Below are 15188 nucleotides of genomic sequence, written 5' to 3' on the forward strand. Positions count from 1 at the left end.
AACAAACATGACCTCAACAAAACTCTACGCAGCGATTTACGTCGTCCTCTTCGTGATGGCGACGGCACAGGTGTTAATCGAATTCGCCGGCCTCGCCTACTGGACGGCGTTCGCGGTCATCATCGTCCTCTCGTTCGTGAAGGCGCTGTTCGTCGCGGGCTACTACCAGCACCTGTTGACCGAACCGCGGGCCGTGACCGTGGTCGTGCTCATCGGGTTGCTTGCCGCGCTCGCGCTGACGCTCGCGGCGTCGTACTCGATTACATGACGCCGACGGTCGCACAGGCCCGCCGCGCCTTGCCAATGGGCGTGACGTTCTGGGCGGCGCTGTTTGCCATCGAACTCCTCGCGGTGCTCGCCTACCTCACCCTGCCGACGACCACCGTGAGCAGCTATCGCTACCTCGTCTACCCGTTTCTCTGGATCAACGTGGGTCTCTGGGCCGTCGTCCACGCGAAGCCGATTCGGCCGACTCGCCCCGTCAGGATACTCGCACTCTGCATCGCGGGCGTCTATTTCTTCGTCCTCGCGTTCCTCACGGGGCTGGTCGAAATCGCCGCGCTCCAGGTGGGTCACAGTCACCTGCCGAGCGGCCTTCAACTGACGATGTCGGCGCCGGGCTTCGGCCCGCGAGTCTTCTACACCGCTCCGTGGGGGCACGTCTCGTTCATCCCGTATCGCGTCATCGGCTACCTCGCACTCGCCTACCTGTTCTACGTCACGTTGCTCGATGCGACCCGCGCTGCCGTCTCGGCCGTGTTTGGCCTCGTCTCTTGTCTCGCCTGTAGCTTCCCCCTGCTCGCCACGCTCGTCGCGGGCGTCGGTGGGTCGGCCGGGCTGCTCGCCTCCGCGTCGATTTACTCACTCGACATCTCGACGGCGGCGTTCCTCGTCGCTGCGACGCTACTATACTGGCGGCCCGGCCGGGCGTGAATCACCCGACGGTGACGAGTTTCAGGACGATTGCGCCGAGAAACAGGAGCGCGATGCCCCAGCCACCGACCATCGTCGCCTGTGCACTGGTCAACCCGCGAGCGCGGGCAGAGCCGTACACGCCAGAAAAGAGGAATCCTGCGAACGTGCCGACCGCGGCGACGGCCAGCACGATGCCGACGGCCTGGTTGACCTCCGACGACACCATATCGTCGCTGATGTAGAGGATGATGCCGCCGCCAAAGCCCACGGCGAGGACGAGGAAGCCGAGCACCCACGTCGCGGGATGGTGTGCGAAGTTGGTCAGACGGGTCGTCACGTCGCGGTCCGGCGTCGAGAGGGACCGCACTGGTCCGTTGCGAAGGAGGTAGGCGACGACGCCAGCCAGAAACACCCCCATCAACAACGGCAGGAGTAGGGATTCGACTTGTACCATGGTAACTCGTCCGTTCGCGTAGTCGTACGTCATCGTTCATTATAATCTTTCGTTGACTTCTCCCGGGAACCCGACTGTCGTTTGCCATCTCATCACCGTGAACACTCACGCTGACATTCATTTCCCGGAGAATTTTTATCTAATCGTGAGAAACGTTGACTATGTCAGATGCACTCCGTTCGATAAACGTAGAGGACCTGCTAAAGCTCATTCTGGGCCTCGTCGTGGTCTGGGTCGTCCTCGAAATCGTCCTCAGTGTCCTCGATTTCGCCTTCGAATTCATGAGCTCTATCATGGGTCTCATCATCATCGCGCTTATCGTTCTCTGGTTCCTCGACACTATCTGAGTGTACAGCCTGAACGTTCCAGTTCCCGGTGAGGTTTCGCGCCTCGCCGCGGACCTCTTTCCACAGCTCGTGGGCTTCGACCGGGTCCGCGAGCGCCACACACTGCTCGTCAAACGGCTGGGTGACGAAGACTTCTACACGCTCGAATCGCGTCTTCGGCAGGCGCTCGCCGGCGCACCCGCCTTCGAGGCGCGGGTGACGGGCATCGATTCCTTCGAGCAACCGCCTCGCGGCCCAGGGCCGGTCGTCTACCTCGCCATCGAGAGCCCCGGCCTCGTCGAACTCCACAAGCGCCTCGCCGCGACCTTCGAACCGGTCGCCGGCCTCGAAGGCGACGACTACACTCCCCACATCACGCTCGGGCGAGGCGGGTCGCTCGACGTCGACATCGACCCGATAACGTGGACCGTCTCGCAGTTGGAACTGTTCGACGCGAAACACCGCGAGGTCGCGAGCAGGATTCGGCTTCCGGCCTAGGGTGCGGGCGGGCCGTCCGGCCCCCAGGCGTCCATGTCTCCGTAGAAGTTGAGCATCGCGAACTTGAGTTTGTCCGGCGCGATGTCGAGCATCTCGCTGCGCTCTTCTGGCGGGAACGTCCCCCGCACGCTGTACTTGCCCATGTCGCGGCGGGCGGCCTCCGTGTAGCGTTTATCCACGAGCGCCCGCACTCCGAAGTCTTCGGGCGACCGAATCACGCGCCCGAGCGCCTGCCGGGTCTTTCTGACTGTTGGAATCTCGACGGCGTACTCCCAGCCAGCGTCGCGGCCACGGTCGGAGAAGGCGGCGTCGTAGGCCGCCTGCACCGCCTCCATCCGGTCGTTCAGGTGCGGGTACGGGACGCCGACGACGACGACAGAGCGGGCGTCATTGCCGTCGAAGCTCACCCCCTCGGTCAAGGTTCCCCAGAGCGAGGTAAAGAGGGCGGCGTGGTCGTGACTCGAGAACGCCTTTCGCATCTCTTCGACCGACTGGCCAGGCTCGTCGCGGAACAGTTTCGCGTCCACCGTTCCGTTCACCATCCCGAAGTAGCGTTCGGCCTCCGAATAACTCGGGAAGAAGACGAGCGTGTTGCCGGGCGTCATCCGAATCGCGTCTCTGAGCACGTCTGCAATCTCGGCCTGCGTTTCGGGGTTGTCGCGCTCGCTCGAAAACAGTGCGGGCGTCTCCACGGCGAACGTGCGGCGGTTCGCTTCAGGGAACTGGAGCCCGTAGGCCATCGTCGCCGGGTCTTCGAGGCCGACCACGTCCTCGAACACGTCGAACGGGCGCAGGGTCGCGCTCATCAGGATGCTCGCGTAAACCTCTTCGAACAGCGTCCGGGTGACCTGCTGGGGGATGCAGGTGTAGAGTTCGGCGCGGGCGTACACCTCGTTTGTCTGTTCGTTGCGCCGCACCGAGAGGACCGGATGCTGGCCGCCCTTCGCTCCCTCTTCCATCCAGAGGGCGATGAAGCGGGCGGCCTGCAGGGTCTGACACTCCTGTCGCGTGGTGGTGTCGCCGTTTTTGTAGTTGTCCTCGTACGTCTGGTCCAGCGCGGCCCCGAGCGCCTGTGCCTGCTCTAGGTCCTGTGAGATGCCCTGTCCGGAATACTGCTGGAGGAACGCGAGCGTCAGATCGTCGCGCCTGTCGTCGTTGGCGATGGTGACGTCTTTCCAGTTCTCTTTGATGCGCTTTTTCTCACCGTAGCTGAGGTTGTCGTCGAGGACGTTTTCGAGCGCCCGGCGGAACGCTCCGATGACGTTCTTCGCCGGTTGCTTGCGCGGGTCGTCTGCGTCTTCGAGTTCGTCGAGCGCCTGGTCGAGCGTGTTCTGGGTGAGCGTCTTCGAGGCGTGTTTGCGGGCGGCGTCCTCGATGTTGTGCGCCTCGTCGAAGGCGACGATGATGTCCTCGGGGTCGCGGTCTAACCACCGGAAAAACTGCTCGCGAATCATCGGGTCAAGCAGGTGGTGGTAGTTACAGACGACGAGGTCGACGCCCTCCATTCCCTCCTTCAGAAGTTCGTAGCCACACAGCTTTCGCTGCTCTGCGTAGTCGTACACGTCGTCCGGGGTGCGCACGTCCGCGAACAGCCACGAGAAGAACTCGCTCGTGTCCGCGGTGAGGTTGTTGTAGTAGTGTTCACAGACGTTCGATTCGAGGTCTGCGAGGTCGTCGCCGAGGGTTTCGAGTTCGTCCATGACGGCGCTTCTCGCTTCTGCGGCCCCTTCCTCGCCCGACTGGCTGGCTTCGAGCAGTTCCTGCTGGCGGTCCTCTAACTGCTCTCTGTCCTGCTCGGTTTCGACGTACTCGCGGGTGGTGTCCCGAAGCACCTGACACTCCTCGTAGCCCACGTCGATGTGGCACATCGAGCGTTTGCCCTTGAACACGACGGCGCGAATCGGTTCTTTGCGCGTAATCGCCCGCGCCTCGGCGATGAACTGACGCATCTGCTGGTGGACGTTGGTCGTGATGACGACGGTTTTGCCCGTTTCGCGGGCGTATTCGAGAGCAGGGACGAGCGCAGAGAGGGTCTTGCCAGTCCCGCAGGCCCCCTCGAAGAGGACGTCCTGCTCGCGGGCGAGCGAGTTGTAGATGCGGTCCATCGCCTCGTGCTGGTTCTCGTAGGGCGCGTCGTACGGGAAGAACCGCAGGTACCCTTCGTCTGCCACGTTGGCAAAAACTTCGCCGCAATCGGTTAAAACACTTCGCCGACCGGAACGGAAGTGGCCGCCACCGGTTCACTCGAGCACTTCGGGCTCGATGTACACCTTCTTCACGCCCGGTTCTTCGGCCTTGAGGGCGTCCTCCATCTCGGTGATGATATCGTCGATTTCTTCGGTGTCGAAGCCGTTTCTAAAGGCCACGTCTGCGACCACGATGAGCTGCTCGGGGCCGAAGTAGACCGTCCGAAAGTCTTCGATTTTCTCGACGCCCTTCCAGTTGCGGACGATGTCCCGCAGGTCCTGTTCTTCGGTCATCGGGAGGCTCTCGCCGAGCAGCAGACGCTTGTTCTCCCACGCGAGGGCGACGGCGAAGGACATGAGCATGAGGCCGATGAGGAGCGCGGCGGTGGCGTCGTAAATCGGGTTTCCGGTCACGCGAGTGAGATAGATACCCCCGAGGGCGATACCGGCCCCGCCGAGCGCGATGGTGTCCTCGGTGAGCGCCGTCAGCGTCGTCACGTCGCTCGTCTTTTTGAACGCTTCACGGAAGCCAGACCACTCGTGCTGGTCGATTTGCTTTTTCATCGCGTCGTAGGCTTTCTTGAACGCGTAACTCTCGAACAGAATCGCGCCGATGAGGACTGCGTAGTTCACCCAGACGGAGGGGACGGTCGCGCCGAGCAAGGTGACAGACCCGGTGCTCGGGACATGCGGGTGCATGATGGCGTCGTAACCGTGGCGCGCGCTCTCCCATCCGGCGATGCCGAACAGAAGAACGCTCACGAGAAACGAGTAGAAGAACTGCGCTTTCCCGTAACCGAAGGGGTGGTCGCGACTGGCTTCTTTCTCGCCGTAGCGAATGCCGATGAGGAGGAACACTTGATTCCCGGTGTCGGAAATCGAGTGGTACGTCTCGGAGAGCATCGCGGGGCTTCCCGTGAGCAGGAAGCCGAAGAACTTGAGCACAGAAATCGCTCCGTTCGCGAACAGAGCGGCGTAGACGACGGATTTGCTTCCGGCCATTATCGATACCTGTCATCCCGGGGCAAAAATCGTTCCGGGGGAGTCATGTGTCACCGATGCGTAGTAACCGGCATGATTACGGTCGTCTCAGACACCCACGGCGACGCGGGCCACTGCCTCAGCGGGCGCACGCTCGACGCCGTCGCCGAGGCCGACCTCGTACTCCACGCGGGCGACTTCTACACCGCCGCCGCACTCGACGCCTTCGAGGAAGAAGCAACGCGGCTCGAAGGGGTGTACGGAAACTCGGACGTGAGCGCCGTCCGCGAGCGACTCCCCGCAGAGCGCGTCGTTGAGTTCGACGGCCTCAGAATCGCCCTCACGCACGGCCATCGCCACACGGACACGTCGCTCACGATGTTCGGACGACAGTCGAACGCGGACCTCGTCGTATTCGGCCACTCCCATCAGCCGGGCTACGAAGTACGGGGTGACATCGGGTTTCTGAATCCGGGCAGCCACGCGGACCCGCGCTGGTATCGGCCGGCGCACGCGGAGCTCGAGGTTTTCGATGACCACGTGGAAGGCCGCCTCATCGAACCAACCGGGGCGGCCTTCGACACGTTTTCGATAGAGAGATGATGTGCTGCTGGGTGGTCGCCACGAGCCGTTCGACACCGTGATGTCGAGGGCGTCTGGGTGACCGGCCAGCAGGTCCGTTTGGAGGGCTGACGTGACCCCACACGGTCGGACGTCAGCGGGTACGGGCCGGCATTTTTCAGCCGCAGTTCTCTGTATGCAACCTGTGCAAATGTAATCTCGGTAAGGTCAAAGAGGGATTTTACCTATCCCTGTAGGTCACTACTGCCCACGCGAGCAGCACGATGGCCCCACCGGCAAAGAAGAGGGCTCCGGGGGGAAGGCCAACTCCCTGTGTCGCCGTGGTCGCGGCGTCCGTCGCGTACGTCGCGGCTTCTGCGGTCTGTGTGGCCGTTTCCGTCGTGGCCTCCGTCGTTGCCTCGGCAACGCTGAAGCCGCCGGCACCACCCCCGTCTGCCGAGGCAGTTGCCGTCTGGGCGGCCGTCGTCGCCGTCTGGGTCGCGCTTTCGTCGCTCCCGCCGCCCAGTCCCAGGCCGTTTCGACCGGCCCACGCCTGGACGGCGAGACTCGCACCCGCGAGAATCGCGACGCCGGAGAACAGGCGGGCGACGGCGTTTCGCAGGCCGCCGGTCTCCTGTTCGCGCCCGGCGAAAATGACCAGCGGTTTGTCCGCGGGAGCGTACACCTTCATCTCACGGCCCTTCTCCGAGTAAATGGTGTCTACGACCGAAATCGCCCCCGCAGATTCGAGGCGTTCCAGGTGGTACTGGACGTTCTGGAGCGACGAGTCGATACGGGCTGCGAGCGCAGAGGGGTGGGCCGGTTCGTCGTGCAGTTCCGTCAGGATTCGGCGGGCGGTCTCCGAGGAGAGCGCCCCGAGGAGTGCGTCTGCGTCCTCGCTGTCGACGCCGATGACGCGAGGGACGGCATCGTCGCCGGCCTCGGACGAGGGGGAGGAGGGCAGCAAAGGCATCGTCTCTCGGTTTCGAGCCAGGAGCTATCAATGTTTGCACATGATCGACCCCCGAAACGACTTTCCCCGCGTAGCGGGAACGAAATTGCATGATATTTGGCATGGACGCCAATACGCTCGTCCTCGTCGGACTCGTCGTGGTGTTCCTCTCGTTCATCCTCGCTGTCTATCTGTTCATGCGACGAACGCTCCTCGCCTTCCGCGAGGGGATGGACGGCGGCCGGCGTTAGGCGAGCGCCCGCCCGACGGCGTCGATTGCTGTGTCTACGTCCTCACGAGAGACGTCCCAGTGCGTACAGAATCGCACGACGCCCGCCGCGAATGGGACGCCGAGGACGCCCGCTTCCTCACAGGCTGCGAGGAACTCGTCGGTCGTCCGGTCGCCCGTCTCGACGAGGACGATGTTCGTCTCCGGTTCCTGGACGGTGAAACCCTGCCCTCGCAACCCTGCGGCCAGTCGCGTCGCGTTCTCGTGGTCCTCGGCGAGGCGCGTGCGGTTTTCGAGCGCCAGCAGGCCCGGTGCGGCAATCATCCCCGCCTGTCGCATGCCGCCGCCCATGAGTTTTCGCACGCGACGGGCCGCTTCGATGAACGCCTCGTCGCCGGCGAGCATCGACCCGACGGGCGCTCCGAGGCCCTTCGAGAGGCAGAACATGACCGAGTCGGCTTCCGCGACTAACCGACTGGCGGGCACGTCGGCGGCCGCGGCGGCGTTGAAGATGCGTGCGCCGTCCACGTGGAGCGGGACGCCGTGGTTGTGGGCCGCCTTCCCGGCCGCGTCCATCTGGTCGGGTGAGACGACGACACCGCCCTTCGCGTTGTGGGTGTTTTCGACGCAGACGAGGCCGGTGCCGGCCATGTGATCGTCCGCCTCGACGTAATTCTCCCGAATCGCTGCGGGCGTGAGCACGCCGCGCTCGCCGCCGTCTACGGTGCGAACCTGCAATTGGGAGTGCTGGGCGAGGCCACCGAGTTCCCACTTGTAGATGTGGCTCTCGCGTTCGACGAGCACTTCGTCGCCCGGCTCTGTGTGAACCTTCGCTGCAATCTGGTTGCCCATCGTCCCGGAGGGGACGAACAGGGCCGCTTCCTTCCCGATGACGTCGGCGGCGCGGGCTTCGAGTTCGTTGACCGTCGGGTCCTCGCCGTACACGTCGTCGCCGACCGCTGCGTTCGCGGCCGCCTCCCGCATCGCGTCGTCGGGGCGCGTCACGGTGTCACTTCGTAAATCGAGCATATCAGACGATTCGAGCGCCAGTGGAAATAGGTCGTGGTCCAGTCAGGCGGTCGGCGTGCGACCGGCGGCGAACAGGCCGTAGGCGAGGCCCACCGCGCCGCTTACCCCGAGAATGCCACCGAGGCCGAGCGAGGAGGAAAACCCGTCGGGACCGCTCTCGAATTGGAAGATGCTCCAGGGCGTCTCCGGCGGGCCGAGGCTGAGCGCGGTGACGCCCGCTACGTCGAGGAGAATCGGCGCGAGGAGCGCAAGCAGGATGAGGATTCCGACAGACACGCCAAAGCCCATCGCTGCGGCACGAACCACACCGCGTGGCTGTGCCGGTGGTGTGTCCGCCGCATCTCCGTAGACCGAGAGGCCGGTCGCGTCGTCTACCACGGTCACGCTGGTGGGGAAGCGTCGGAGGGTGGTGACCATCCAGAGATCACCCACCGCACCGCCGATGTTCAACGCGAGGGGCAACAGCAACGCGGGCCACGAGAGGGCGAACATGACCGGGACGCCGACGGCGGTGATGACGACCACGGGGGCGAGCGCGATGACGATGAACTGGTTGCGGGAAAATGCGGTGTCACTGGTGGCGTAGGCGTACGGCAGGACGAAGTGGGCCACCCCCGCTCCGTAGCTCGGGCGGCCGCCGTAGTGGGACATCACGACGCCGTGGACGAGTTCGTGGACGACGATGACCCCGCCACTGAGCAGGAGGGCGAGCGCGAGGTTCACGAGCGCTCCGTGCGTGTCGGAGAGGGAAAACGAGAAGCCCGCTTCCGACTGCCCTGTGACGGTGGCGTAGAGACCGCCGAGGGCGAACAGCGCGACGACGAACCCCGCCGTGCCGAGTGCCGCCCACTCGACTGCAACGCTCCGCGAGACGGCGAACGTGGCGAGCGGCGAGTCAGCATTGGAGTCCATGTTGTACTGCCATACTGTTCGCTGGTTGTCGTGATAATCGTACCGTGACCCGTGCGTACAGCCTTCCTCCCCGGTAGAGGGCAAAACCCGAAAGGGGTATCCGGAACCTGCATGAATATCCGGTATGGACCCGCGAATCCGCGAACACGCACAGGTCATCGTCGAACACTCGACGCGCGTCGAAAAAGGTGACAACGTCGTCATCGTCGCACCCGCCGTCGCACAGGACCTCGCCGTCGCTGTCCACGAACTGGTCGGTGACAAGGGAGCGAACCCGGTGTACATGGCGAGCGACTCGCGCGCCTCTCGGGCGTACCTCCGCGCCTCCGATTCCGAGGACTTCGAGACGCCGAGCCACCTCATGGCCCTCTACGAAGAGATGGACGTCTACATCTCGATTCGAACCGAAGTGAACGCCACTGAGACGAGCGACGTGCGTCCCGAAATCATGGCTGCGTTCTCGCGTGCCATGTCGCCGACCTTAGAAGAGCGCCTGTCGAAGCGGTGGGTCGCGACGCAGTATCCGGGCACCGGGAGCGCGCAACTCGCGGAGATGAGCCTCGAAGGCTACGAGAACTTCGTCTGGGACGCCATCAACAAAGACTGGGACGCCCAGCGCGCCCACCAAGAGCAGATGGTCGAGATTCTCGACCCGGCCTCGGAGATTCGCATCGTGAGCGGCGACACGACCGACTTGACGATGCGTCTGGACGGGATGAAGACCATTAACGACTGGGGCGAGCACAACATGCCCGGCGGCGAGGTGTTCACCGCGCCCGTCCCCGATTCGGTCGAGGGTGAGGTTCTGTTCGACCTTCCGCTCTATCATCAGGGCCGCGAGGTCAACGGCGCGTGGCTCAAATTCGAGGGCGGCAAAGTGGTAGACCACGCCGCGGACAAGAACGAGGAGGTCCTCACCAACATCCTCAACACGGACGACGGAGCCCGGCGGCTCGGCGAACTGGGCATCGGGATGAACCGTGATATCGACCGATTCACGTACAACATGCTGTTCGACGAGAAGATGGGCGACACCGTCCACATGGCCGTCGGCCGCGCCTACGACGAATGCGTGGGCGAAGGCCAAGAGGCGAACCAGAGCGCGACCCACGTCGACATGATCGTAGACATGAGCGAGAACTCCTTCATCGAGGTCGATGGAGAAGTCGTCCAGCGCAACGGGACGTTTATTTTCGAGGACGGGTTCGAAGGGTAACCTGCTCTCACCGCGTTTTTTCGGGCGAGCTGTCTTTTTCCCTCACTCGACAGAGGTCGCTGTCCGTCGCCGCCTCACCAGTTCCGGGCCGCGAAGCAGCGATGCGACGATGCCGACGGCTACGATGATGTGCAGCCCCAACGTCACCGCGATGAGTGTCGAGGTAGCACCCGGGAACAGCGGGGCAACCGTGAACAACGGGATGGTCTCGACGACGAACGCGATTGCGGCGGCGACGAGGAAGTTCCGCGTTACCCGCTTCGTGAACCGGTCTAAGAGCCCGTAGACGATTGTCGCACCCACCGCTGAGATTGTCGTGACGAACACGATTGCGCCCCAGTTGAGGGGGTCGAACCCCGTCGGGACGGTGAGCAGTGCTCCGATGATTCCGCGGGCAATCAGGACGGCGACGAGTGAAATCACGAGGGCGAGCACTCCCCGCCTCGCGAGGTCGCCCATCGTGAGATTCGTACGGGCTATCGGGCTGACGGTGGTAGATGCCATGGCCATACGTACCACCCCAATTTGGATAACGTGGGAGTTACCGGCCGGTAACTTGCCCTCGGGCGGTCAGGCGACGAACGCGGTGGCCGCCCGGTAGACGAGTGCGTCGAGCAGGCCGAATGTTGCGCCGAGGAGTCCGCCTGCGATGGCGGCGACGGGGATGCCAAAGAGGAGGAAGATGAACGATGCGAGGTTGGCAAACACGGCGAGGCCGAATGCGGTGAGGAAGAAGAGGACGAACGCTACCGGGAGGAAGCCGATGCCGGTCACGGCCCCGCCGAGGAAGCCCCAGAGCAGCGCTCGTCCAACTCCGCCGTCCGGGTCGTCGGGAGCAAGCGGAGCGTGGGTGAGCACCCATCGCGTCGTCCACCATGTGATGCCCCAGAGAGCGAGAAACAGCAGGAGGCCGGCGGCCGTATCGAGGCCGACCAGCAACCGTCCTACCGAGCCCGACGAGTGGAGAATGACGAGGGCGACAGCGCCGAGCAGCGAGACGTGGAATGTGGCGAGCGCGAAGGTGAGTAGTGTGTCCGGGGGTCGTTCAGCTGTCACGGTTCCGGCGTCGGCTTCAGCCATGGGCGAGCACCTCCGCGAGCGCGAGCAGGGAGAGTAAGTAGAGTGTCGTGACGGCGTAGGCCTGCGAGAGGAAGCGGTTCGCTCCGGTGTCCACTCGCTTCCGAATTTCGACGACGATGACCGTCCGACCGAGTGAGAGCAGGAGCAAGCCGAGCACCGCGAGGAGTTTCGTATTGAAGACGACACCCCACTGGGTTCCGGGTCCGGGGACGCCGGGAGCGAGCGCCCCGAGGTTGCCCACGCCCGTCGCCACCAACACGCCCATCGCCGCCCAGAAGAGCCACTCGTAGCCGGTCGCGATGCGGACGGCTTCCGTTCGGCCGCCGTTCGCTCTGAGCAGCCACCAGACGACCACCGCACCGCCCACGGCCACCGCCATCGCGAGGACGTGAACCGACCGCACCAGCAGGTGAGGGAGGGCCATTCATCCGTAACTAATCAACCGACTAACAAAAAGTTCATGCGGGCACGATGGGAGTCACGCGAGCGACGCGAGTGTGACTTCGTCGCTTCGCTCACCTCTTGTTCCCGGATTCGAACCCCACGAGAGTCGTCACTCACGACTCACTGTCGTTCGTCGGAGATGACGAGCACGATGGGACTGAGCAAACGCGAAGCGTTTGCGAGGTACATCGTGCGAGTGAGAAATCGCGGAGCGATTTTCGAACGAGCACGATGGGATTTGAACCCACGACCGTCGGATGTCTTCCCCTTCCAGCGTGACGCTGACAGGGATAGAAGTCCGACGCTCTATCCGGACTGAGCTACGTGCCCTACCGGTCGTTCTCGGTGACGACCAAAAATTGTAGCGGTCCGTGATTTCAGCCGTCGAAACGATACAGCGAGGTGACGAACGGGAGCAGGTTGAACATCCAGTAGGCAATCGGGAGGCCGATGATGGTGATGGCGAAGAAGGCTGCAATGTTGGCCCACGCGAGACTGAGCCACCAGCCAACGAGGACGAAGTAGACGAGGCGCAATAGCAGCGAGTACTGCCCGCGGCCCGATTCCGGCACCGTGAGCGAGCGCGGTTCTTTAAGCGTGAGGGCGGTTGGAACGAGGTTGATGAGCTTGATACCCAGTGGGAGGAGGATGATGGTCGCGTTGAGTGCCCAGGCGATGTTGATGAGGGCGGGGGTGAGCCACCAGCCGATGGCGACGAACCAGAGGGCGCGGACGAGGAGGGAGCGTTGAGTCATCGTACCCTGTAGGGGGGACGGAGAGAAAAGGTGTGCTGGACCGGAGCAGAGGGCTTATGCGCATCTCACGAGTACGCCGACGTAATGCGTGTTATCGGTATCGTCGGATTGCCGGGAAGCGGGAAGAGCGAGGCGGCCACCGTCGCCGCCGAACTCGACATCCCCGTGTTGACCATGGGGGACGTCATTCGGGCTGAGTGTCGCGAGCGCGGCCTCGACATCACGGAGGACAACATGGGGATGGTGGCGACGGACCTTCGCGAGAAGGGCGGCCTCGCGGCCATCGCTGACCGGTCGCTCCCGCTCATCGAGGCGCACTTGGCGGACAGTGACGTGGTGCTAGTCGATGGGATTCGCGGTGGAGCGGAGGTCGAACGATTCGAGGAAGCTTTTGGCGACCAGTTCGTCCTCGCGAGCATCGAGGTGCCGTTCGAGACTCGCCTCGCTCGAATTCGAGACCGGGGGCGCGACCCGACGGCGGAGGCCAGCGCAGACCTCCGCGAACGCGACGAGCGAGAACTTGGCTACGGCATGGGTGAGGCGATGGAGCGTGCGGACGTGGTCATCGAGAACACGGCGACGCTCGACGCCTTCCACGAGACGATTCGGCGCCTTCTCGAAGGCGGACTCGACGCAGTCGACGACCATCCGAACACGAAGGAGACCAACGAATGATCTACGCAGTCGACGTCGAAATCACGGCCCCAGTAAAGCAGACGGAGGTAACGGACCGCGTCGCGGACGCCATCACGAAGCTCTTTCCAGAGGCGGAGGTGACGACCCACCCTGGCGAACTCGTCGCCGAGGCCCACAGCATGGACCACTTTTCGGAGTGCCTGCACAAACAGCAGATTCTGGACACGGCCCGTGGGGAGTTCTTCGCCACGCTCGAGGGCGACACGTTCTCGTTCGACCTGAAGAAGCAGGCGGCGTTCAAGGGCATCGTCAACTTCTCCGTGGGAAAGCCCGGCGAATTGGGCGATTTGTCGGTTCGCGTGCGCGTGCGTGAACCGGATGCTGAGACCTTCATCGACCACATCGCGCCTCCGACGGAGGACGGCAAGCCGGTCACTCCCGAGGAGCGTCGGTAAATCCGCTCACGAAAATCGCGAGCCACTCGCTCACGTCTCTCGTTTCTCGTACTTCTACTGCGGTGACCCACTTGACCCACTGGAAGCCACGCCGACCCGGAGCGACCAGCCTGAGCGGCGCGCCGTGGCCGTGGGCGAGCGGTTCGCCGTCTACGTGGGTCGCGAGAAGCGCGTCTCGTGCCTCGGCGATGGGAAGGCTCCAGCGATAGCCCGTCACGGAGTGAAATGACACCCAGCGGGCGTTCTGACCTGATTCTGCGAGGTCGAGCAGCGACCCGACGCGTACGCCTTGCCAGTCGTGGTCGGAGTACCAGCCGCTCGTGCAATCGAGGACAGCTCGTGTCTCTGCGTCGAGCGTGAGCTCGTCGTAGGCCAATGTCCGTGGTGTCCCGACGAGGCCCGTAACCGAGAGCGTCCACGCGTCGATATCGATTGGGTCGGGGTCGTCTGCGACCCAGCTGGTCAGGGGGAAGGCGTTCCCGGCGAGACTTCCCCGTTCTCGTGACCCGGTGAACCGTCGGGACGCCCCGGGAAGCGAGAGCAACCGGTTTGTCGCCTGCTGGACGCGCCAGACGAGTGCGCCGAACACGAGGAGTGCGCCGTACTGGAGGGCGGTTCGTCGGCTGGTAAAGTCGGTCTGCCGGGGACGATGGAAGTGACTCCGTAGGTGTAGGAGGAGGATGGGAACGAGGAGTAATCCGAGGGCGACGTGGACGTTGAGCGCGTTCCAGAGTAGGAATCTGAAGTCTCCACCGAACACCCAGAAGATGCCTGTCGCGAGTGCGGCGAGGGTCACGACGGTGAGAAGGAGTGAGAATGCAGTCGTCCTCGTTCCTGCGACTTGGGACTTCACGCGTGGGGCGACGCGCCGTAATTTCCAGAGGACGAGGACGGTCAGGACGAACCCACCGACGCCGTGAACGGTGAAGACGATAGCGTCCGATGGTCGTCCGGAGACGAGGCTCACGAGGCCGGTTGCGGCTTCGAGCGCCACGACGAGAAACAGCGTCCAGTCGAGGGTTCGGGCGGAGGGTTCGAACCGGGAGCGCACCATCTCTCCTCCCTGTAGGGGGCGGACGAATTTAGCCCTCCTGTCCCTAACGCGGCCCGCGTGCGGAACGCCGTGGCTCAGTCGGTGCGGTTTGTGGGAAGGTTGTGAACCCCTAGAACTCGTGTTCGACCTTGTCCTGGTCTGCTTTCTGGATAATGATCTTTCCCTCGCGGACGCGAACGAACACTTCGTCGCCGATGTCCATCCCCGCAACCTTCAACTCGTCTTCGTGGAGGTTCAGGTGTACGTTGTGGTACTCCCCATTCTCGTCTTTTGCCCCGCTCGGACTGAGCTTCTTTTTCCGTACCATCGCGGTATCTTATGGGCAGGTTCGCTGTAGTGGATACTTAAGTCTACCGTGAAGCAGTCTTCTGAGAACTCTCAGCGCGCTGAATCGCTCCTCATATTTAAAACAGGGGGTGCGTGCAAGGGTTGCAGCCATCTGTTTTCGGGTGGATTTCGCCCTCGTAGGTCCGTTCCGCGCCAACCCACTATATAAAGATGGTGT

21 protein-coding genes and 1 tRNA gene are annotated in these 15188 nt (G+C 63.5%); 9 read left to right on the top strand and 13 right to left on the bottom strand.

Going from position 1 to position 15188, the window contains the following annotated elements; all coding sequences use genetic code 11:
• Positions 1 to 7: 7 nt before the first annotated feature.
• Both P0648_RS01950 and P0648_RS01955 read left to right on the top strand, forming a co-directional pair.
• Complete coding sequence (locus tag P0648_RS01950) at positions 8 to 268, top strand: cytochrome C oxidase subunit IV family protein (RefSeq protein ID WP_276245922.1); 261 nt, start codon at positions 8 to 10, stop codon at positions 266 to 268.
• The gene (locus tag P0648_RS01955; RefSeq protein WP_277505023.1) at positions 265 to 933 is read left to right on the top strand and encodes a hypothetical protein; all 669 of its coding nucleotides are present in this window, start codon (positions 265 to 267) and stop codon (positions 931 to 933) included. The genes P0648_RS01950 and P0648_RS01955 overlap by 4 nt, the downstream gene beginning before the upstream one ends.
• 1 nt (position 934) lies before the next feature.
• On the opposite strand, the gene P0648_RS01960 is transcribed toward P0648_RS01955, so the two are convergent.
• Positions 935 to 1369, bottom strand: a complete 435-nt coding sequence (locus P0648_RS01960) for a hypothetical protein (protein WP_277505024.1) — start codon at positions 1367 to 1369, stop codon at positions 935 to 937.
• Positions 1370 to 1530: 161 nt separating this feature from the next.
• Between P0648_RS01960 and P0648_RS01965 the strand changes: the two genes are divergently transcribed.
• Positions 1531 to 1716 carry a hypothetical protein gene (locus P0648_RS01965; RefSeq protein WP_276245919.1) on the top strand — a complete coding sequence of 62 codons (186 nt, stop codon included), beginning with the start codon at positions 1531 to 1533 and terminating at the stop codon, positions 1714 to 1716.
• Positions 1717 to 2193 carry a 2'-5' RNA ligase family protein gene (locus tag P0648_RS01970; RefSeq protein ID WP_276245918.1) on the top strand — a complete coding sequence of 159 codons (477 nt, stop codon included), beginning with the start codon at positions 1717 to 1719 and terminating at the stop codon, positions 2191 to 2193.
• On the opposite strand, the gene P0648_RS01975 is transcribed toward P0648_RS01970, so the two are convergent.
• Together P0648_RS01975 and P0648_RS01980 are read right to left on the bottom strand one after the other, a co-directional pair.
• The gene (locus P0648_RS01975; protein WP_277505026.1) at positions 2190 to 4364 is read right to left on the bottom strand and encodes an ATP-dependent DNA helicase; all 2175 of its coding nucleotides are present in this window, start codon (positions 4362 to 4364) and stop codon (positions 2190 to 2192) included. The two genes, P0648_RS01970 and P0648_RS01975, sit on opposite strands and share 4 nt — an antisense overlap.
• A 69-nt stretch (positions 4365 to 4433) precedes the next feature.
• Positions 4434 to 5381, bottom strand: a complete 948-nt coding sequence (locus P0648_RS01980; protein WP_276245917.1) for a cation diffusion facilitator family transporter — start codon at positions 5379 to 5381, stop codon at positions 4434 to 4436.
• Between the two features lie 72 nt (positions 5382 to 5453).
• On the opposite strand from P0648_RS01980, the gene P0648_RS01985 reads away from it, so the two are divergent.
• A complete protein-coding gene (locus P0648_RS01985) occupies positions 5454 to 5963 on the top strand; it encodes a metallophosphoesterase (protein WP_276245916.1) in 510 nt (169 codons plus the stop codon).
• 199 nt (positions 5964 to 6162) lie between these two features.
• Here P0648_RS01985 and P0648_RS01990 read toward each other — a convergent pair whose 3' ends face one another.
• Positions 6163 to 6894, bottom strand: a complete 732-nt coding sequence (locus P0648_RS01990; RefSeq protein ID WP_276245915.1) for a winged helix-turn-helix domain-containing protein — start codon at positions 6892 to 6894, stop codon at positions 6163 to 6165.
• Positions 6895 to 6983: 89 nt separating this feature from the next.
• Between P0648_RS01990 and P0648_RS01995 the strand changes: the two genes are divergently transcribed.
• On the top strand, positions 6984 to 7124 hold the full coding sequence (locus tag P0648_RS01995; RefSeq protein ID WP_276245914.1) for a hypothetical protein: 141 nt from the start codon (positions 6984 to 6986) through the stop codon (positions 7122 to 7124).
• Here the strand turns inward: P0648_RS01995 and P0648_RS02000 are convergent.
• Both P0648_RS02000 and P0648_RS02005 read right to left on the bottom strand, forming a co-directional pair.
• Entirely contained in the window at positions 7121 to 8152 is a 1032-nt protein-coding gene (locus tag P0648_RS02000) for a low specificity L-threonine aldolase (RefSeq protein ID WP_369685688.1), read from the bottom strand. The genes P0648_RS01995 and P0648_RS02000 overlap by 4 nt on opposite strands.
• A 21-nt stretch (positions 8153 to 8173) precedes the next feature.
• Positions 8174 to 9043: a DUF3267 domain-containing protein gene (locus tag P0648_RS02005; RefSeq protein ID WP_276245912.1), complete on the bottom strand. Its 870-nt coding sequence runs from the start codon at positions 9041 to 9043 to the stop codon at positions 8174 to 8176.
• A 124-nt stretch (positions 9044 to 9167) separates the two neighbouring features.
• Between P0648_RS02005 and P0648_RS02010 the strand changes: the two genes are divergently transcribed.
• Positions 9168 to 10259, top strand: a complete 1092-nt coding sequence (locus tag P0648_RS02010; RefSeq protein ID WP_277505031.1) for an aminopeptidase — start codon at positions 9168 to 9170, stop codon at positions 10257 to 10259.
• Between the two features lie 42 nt (positions 10260 to 10301).
• Here the strand turns inward: P0648_RS02010 and P0648_RS02015 are convergent, their stop codons facing one another.
• The 5 genes from P0648_RS02015 to P0648_RS02035 all read right to left on the bottom strand — a co-directional run bounded on the left by P0648_RS02015 (position 10302) and on the right by P0648_RS02035 (position 12538).
• The gene (locus tag P0648_RS02015; protein ID WP_276245910.1) at positions 10302 to 10763 is read right to left on the bottom strand and encodes a DUF6069 family protein; all 462 of its coding nucleotides are present in this window, start codon (positions 10761 to 10763) and stop codon (positions 10302 to 10304) included.
• A 66-nt stretch (positions 10764 to 10829) separates the two neighbouring features.
• Positions 10830 to 11339, bottom strand: coding sequence for a hypothetical protein (locus P0648_RS02020; RefSeq protein ID WP_276245909.1), 510 nt, complete (start codon positions 11337 to 11339; stop codon positions 10830 to 10832).
• Entirely contained in the window at positions 11332 to 11763 is a 432-nt protein-coding gene (locus P0648_RS02025) for a hypothetical protein (RefSeq protein ID WP_276245908.1), read from the bottom strand. Before P0648_RS02025 ends, P0648_RS02020 begins: the two co-directional genes overlap by 8 nt.
• 243 nt (positions 11764 to 12006) lie before the next feature.
• Positions 12007 to 12113 (bottom strand) — tRNA-Arg (locus tag P0648_RS02030).
• A gap of 47 nt (positions 12114 to 12160) precedes the next feature.
• Positions 12161 to 12538 (bottom strand): YccF domain-containing protein, encoded by a 378-nt coding sequence (locus P0648_RS02035; RefSeq protein WP_276245907.1) that lies wholly within the window; start codon positions 12536 to 12538, stop codon positions 12161 to 12163.
• 84 nt (positions 12539 to 12622) lie between these two features.
• On the opposite strand from P0648_RS02035, the gene P0648_RS02040 reads away from it, so the two are divergent.
• Both P0648_RS02040 and P0648_RS02045 read left to right on the top strand, forming a co-directional pair.
• A complete protein-coding gene (locus P0648_RS02040) occupies positions 12623 to 13213 on the top strand; it encodes an AAA family ATPase (protein WP_276245906.1) in 591 nt (196 codons plus the stop codon).
• Complete coding sequence (locus P0648_RS02045) at positions 13210 to 13629, top strand: RNA-binding domain-containing protein (RefSeq protein WP_277505034.1); 420 nt, start codon at positions 13210 to 13212, stop codon at positions 13627 to 13629. The genes P0648_RS02040 and P0648_RS02045 overlap by 4 nt, the downstream gene beginning before the upstream one ends.
• On the opposite strand, the gene P0648_RS02050 is transcribed toward P0648_RS02045, so the two are convergent.
• Both P0648_RS02050 and P0648_RS02055 read right to left on the bottom strand, forming a co-directional pair.
• Positions 13607 to 14683 carry a molybdopterin-dependent oxidoreductase gene (locus P0648_RS02050; protein WP_277505035.1) on the bottom strand — a complete coding sequence of 359 codons (1077 nt, stop codon included), beginning with the start codon at positions 14681 to 14683 and terminating at the stop codon, positions 13607 to 13609. The genes P0648_RS02045 and P0648_RS02050 overlap by 23 nt on opposite strands.
• Positions 14684 to 14792: 109 nt before the next feature.
• Positions 14793 to 14990, bottom strand: a complete 198-nt coding sequence (locus P0648_RS02055; RefSeq protein WP_276245903.1) for a hypothetical protein — start codon at positions 14988 to 14990, stop codon at positions 14793 to 14795.
• Positions 14991 to 15188: the final 198 nt, after the last annotated feature.

This window comes from Haladaptatus sp. DYSN1 (assembly GCF_029489995.1).
Classification (GTDB): Archaea; Halobacteriota; Halobacteria; order Halobacteriales; family Halococcaceae; genus QDMS2.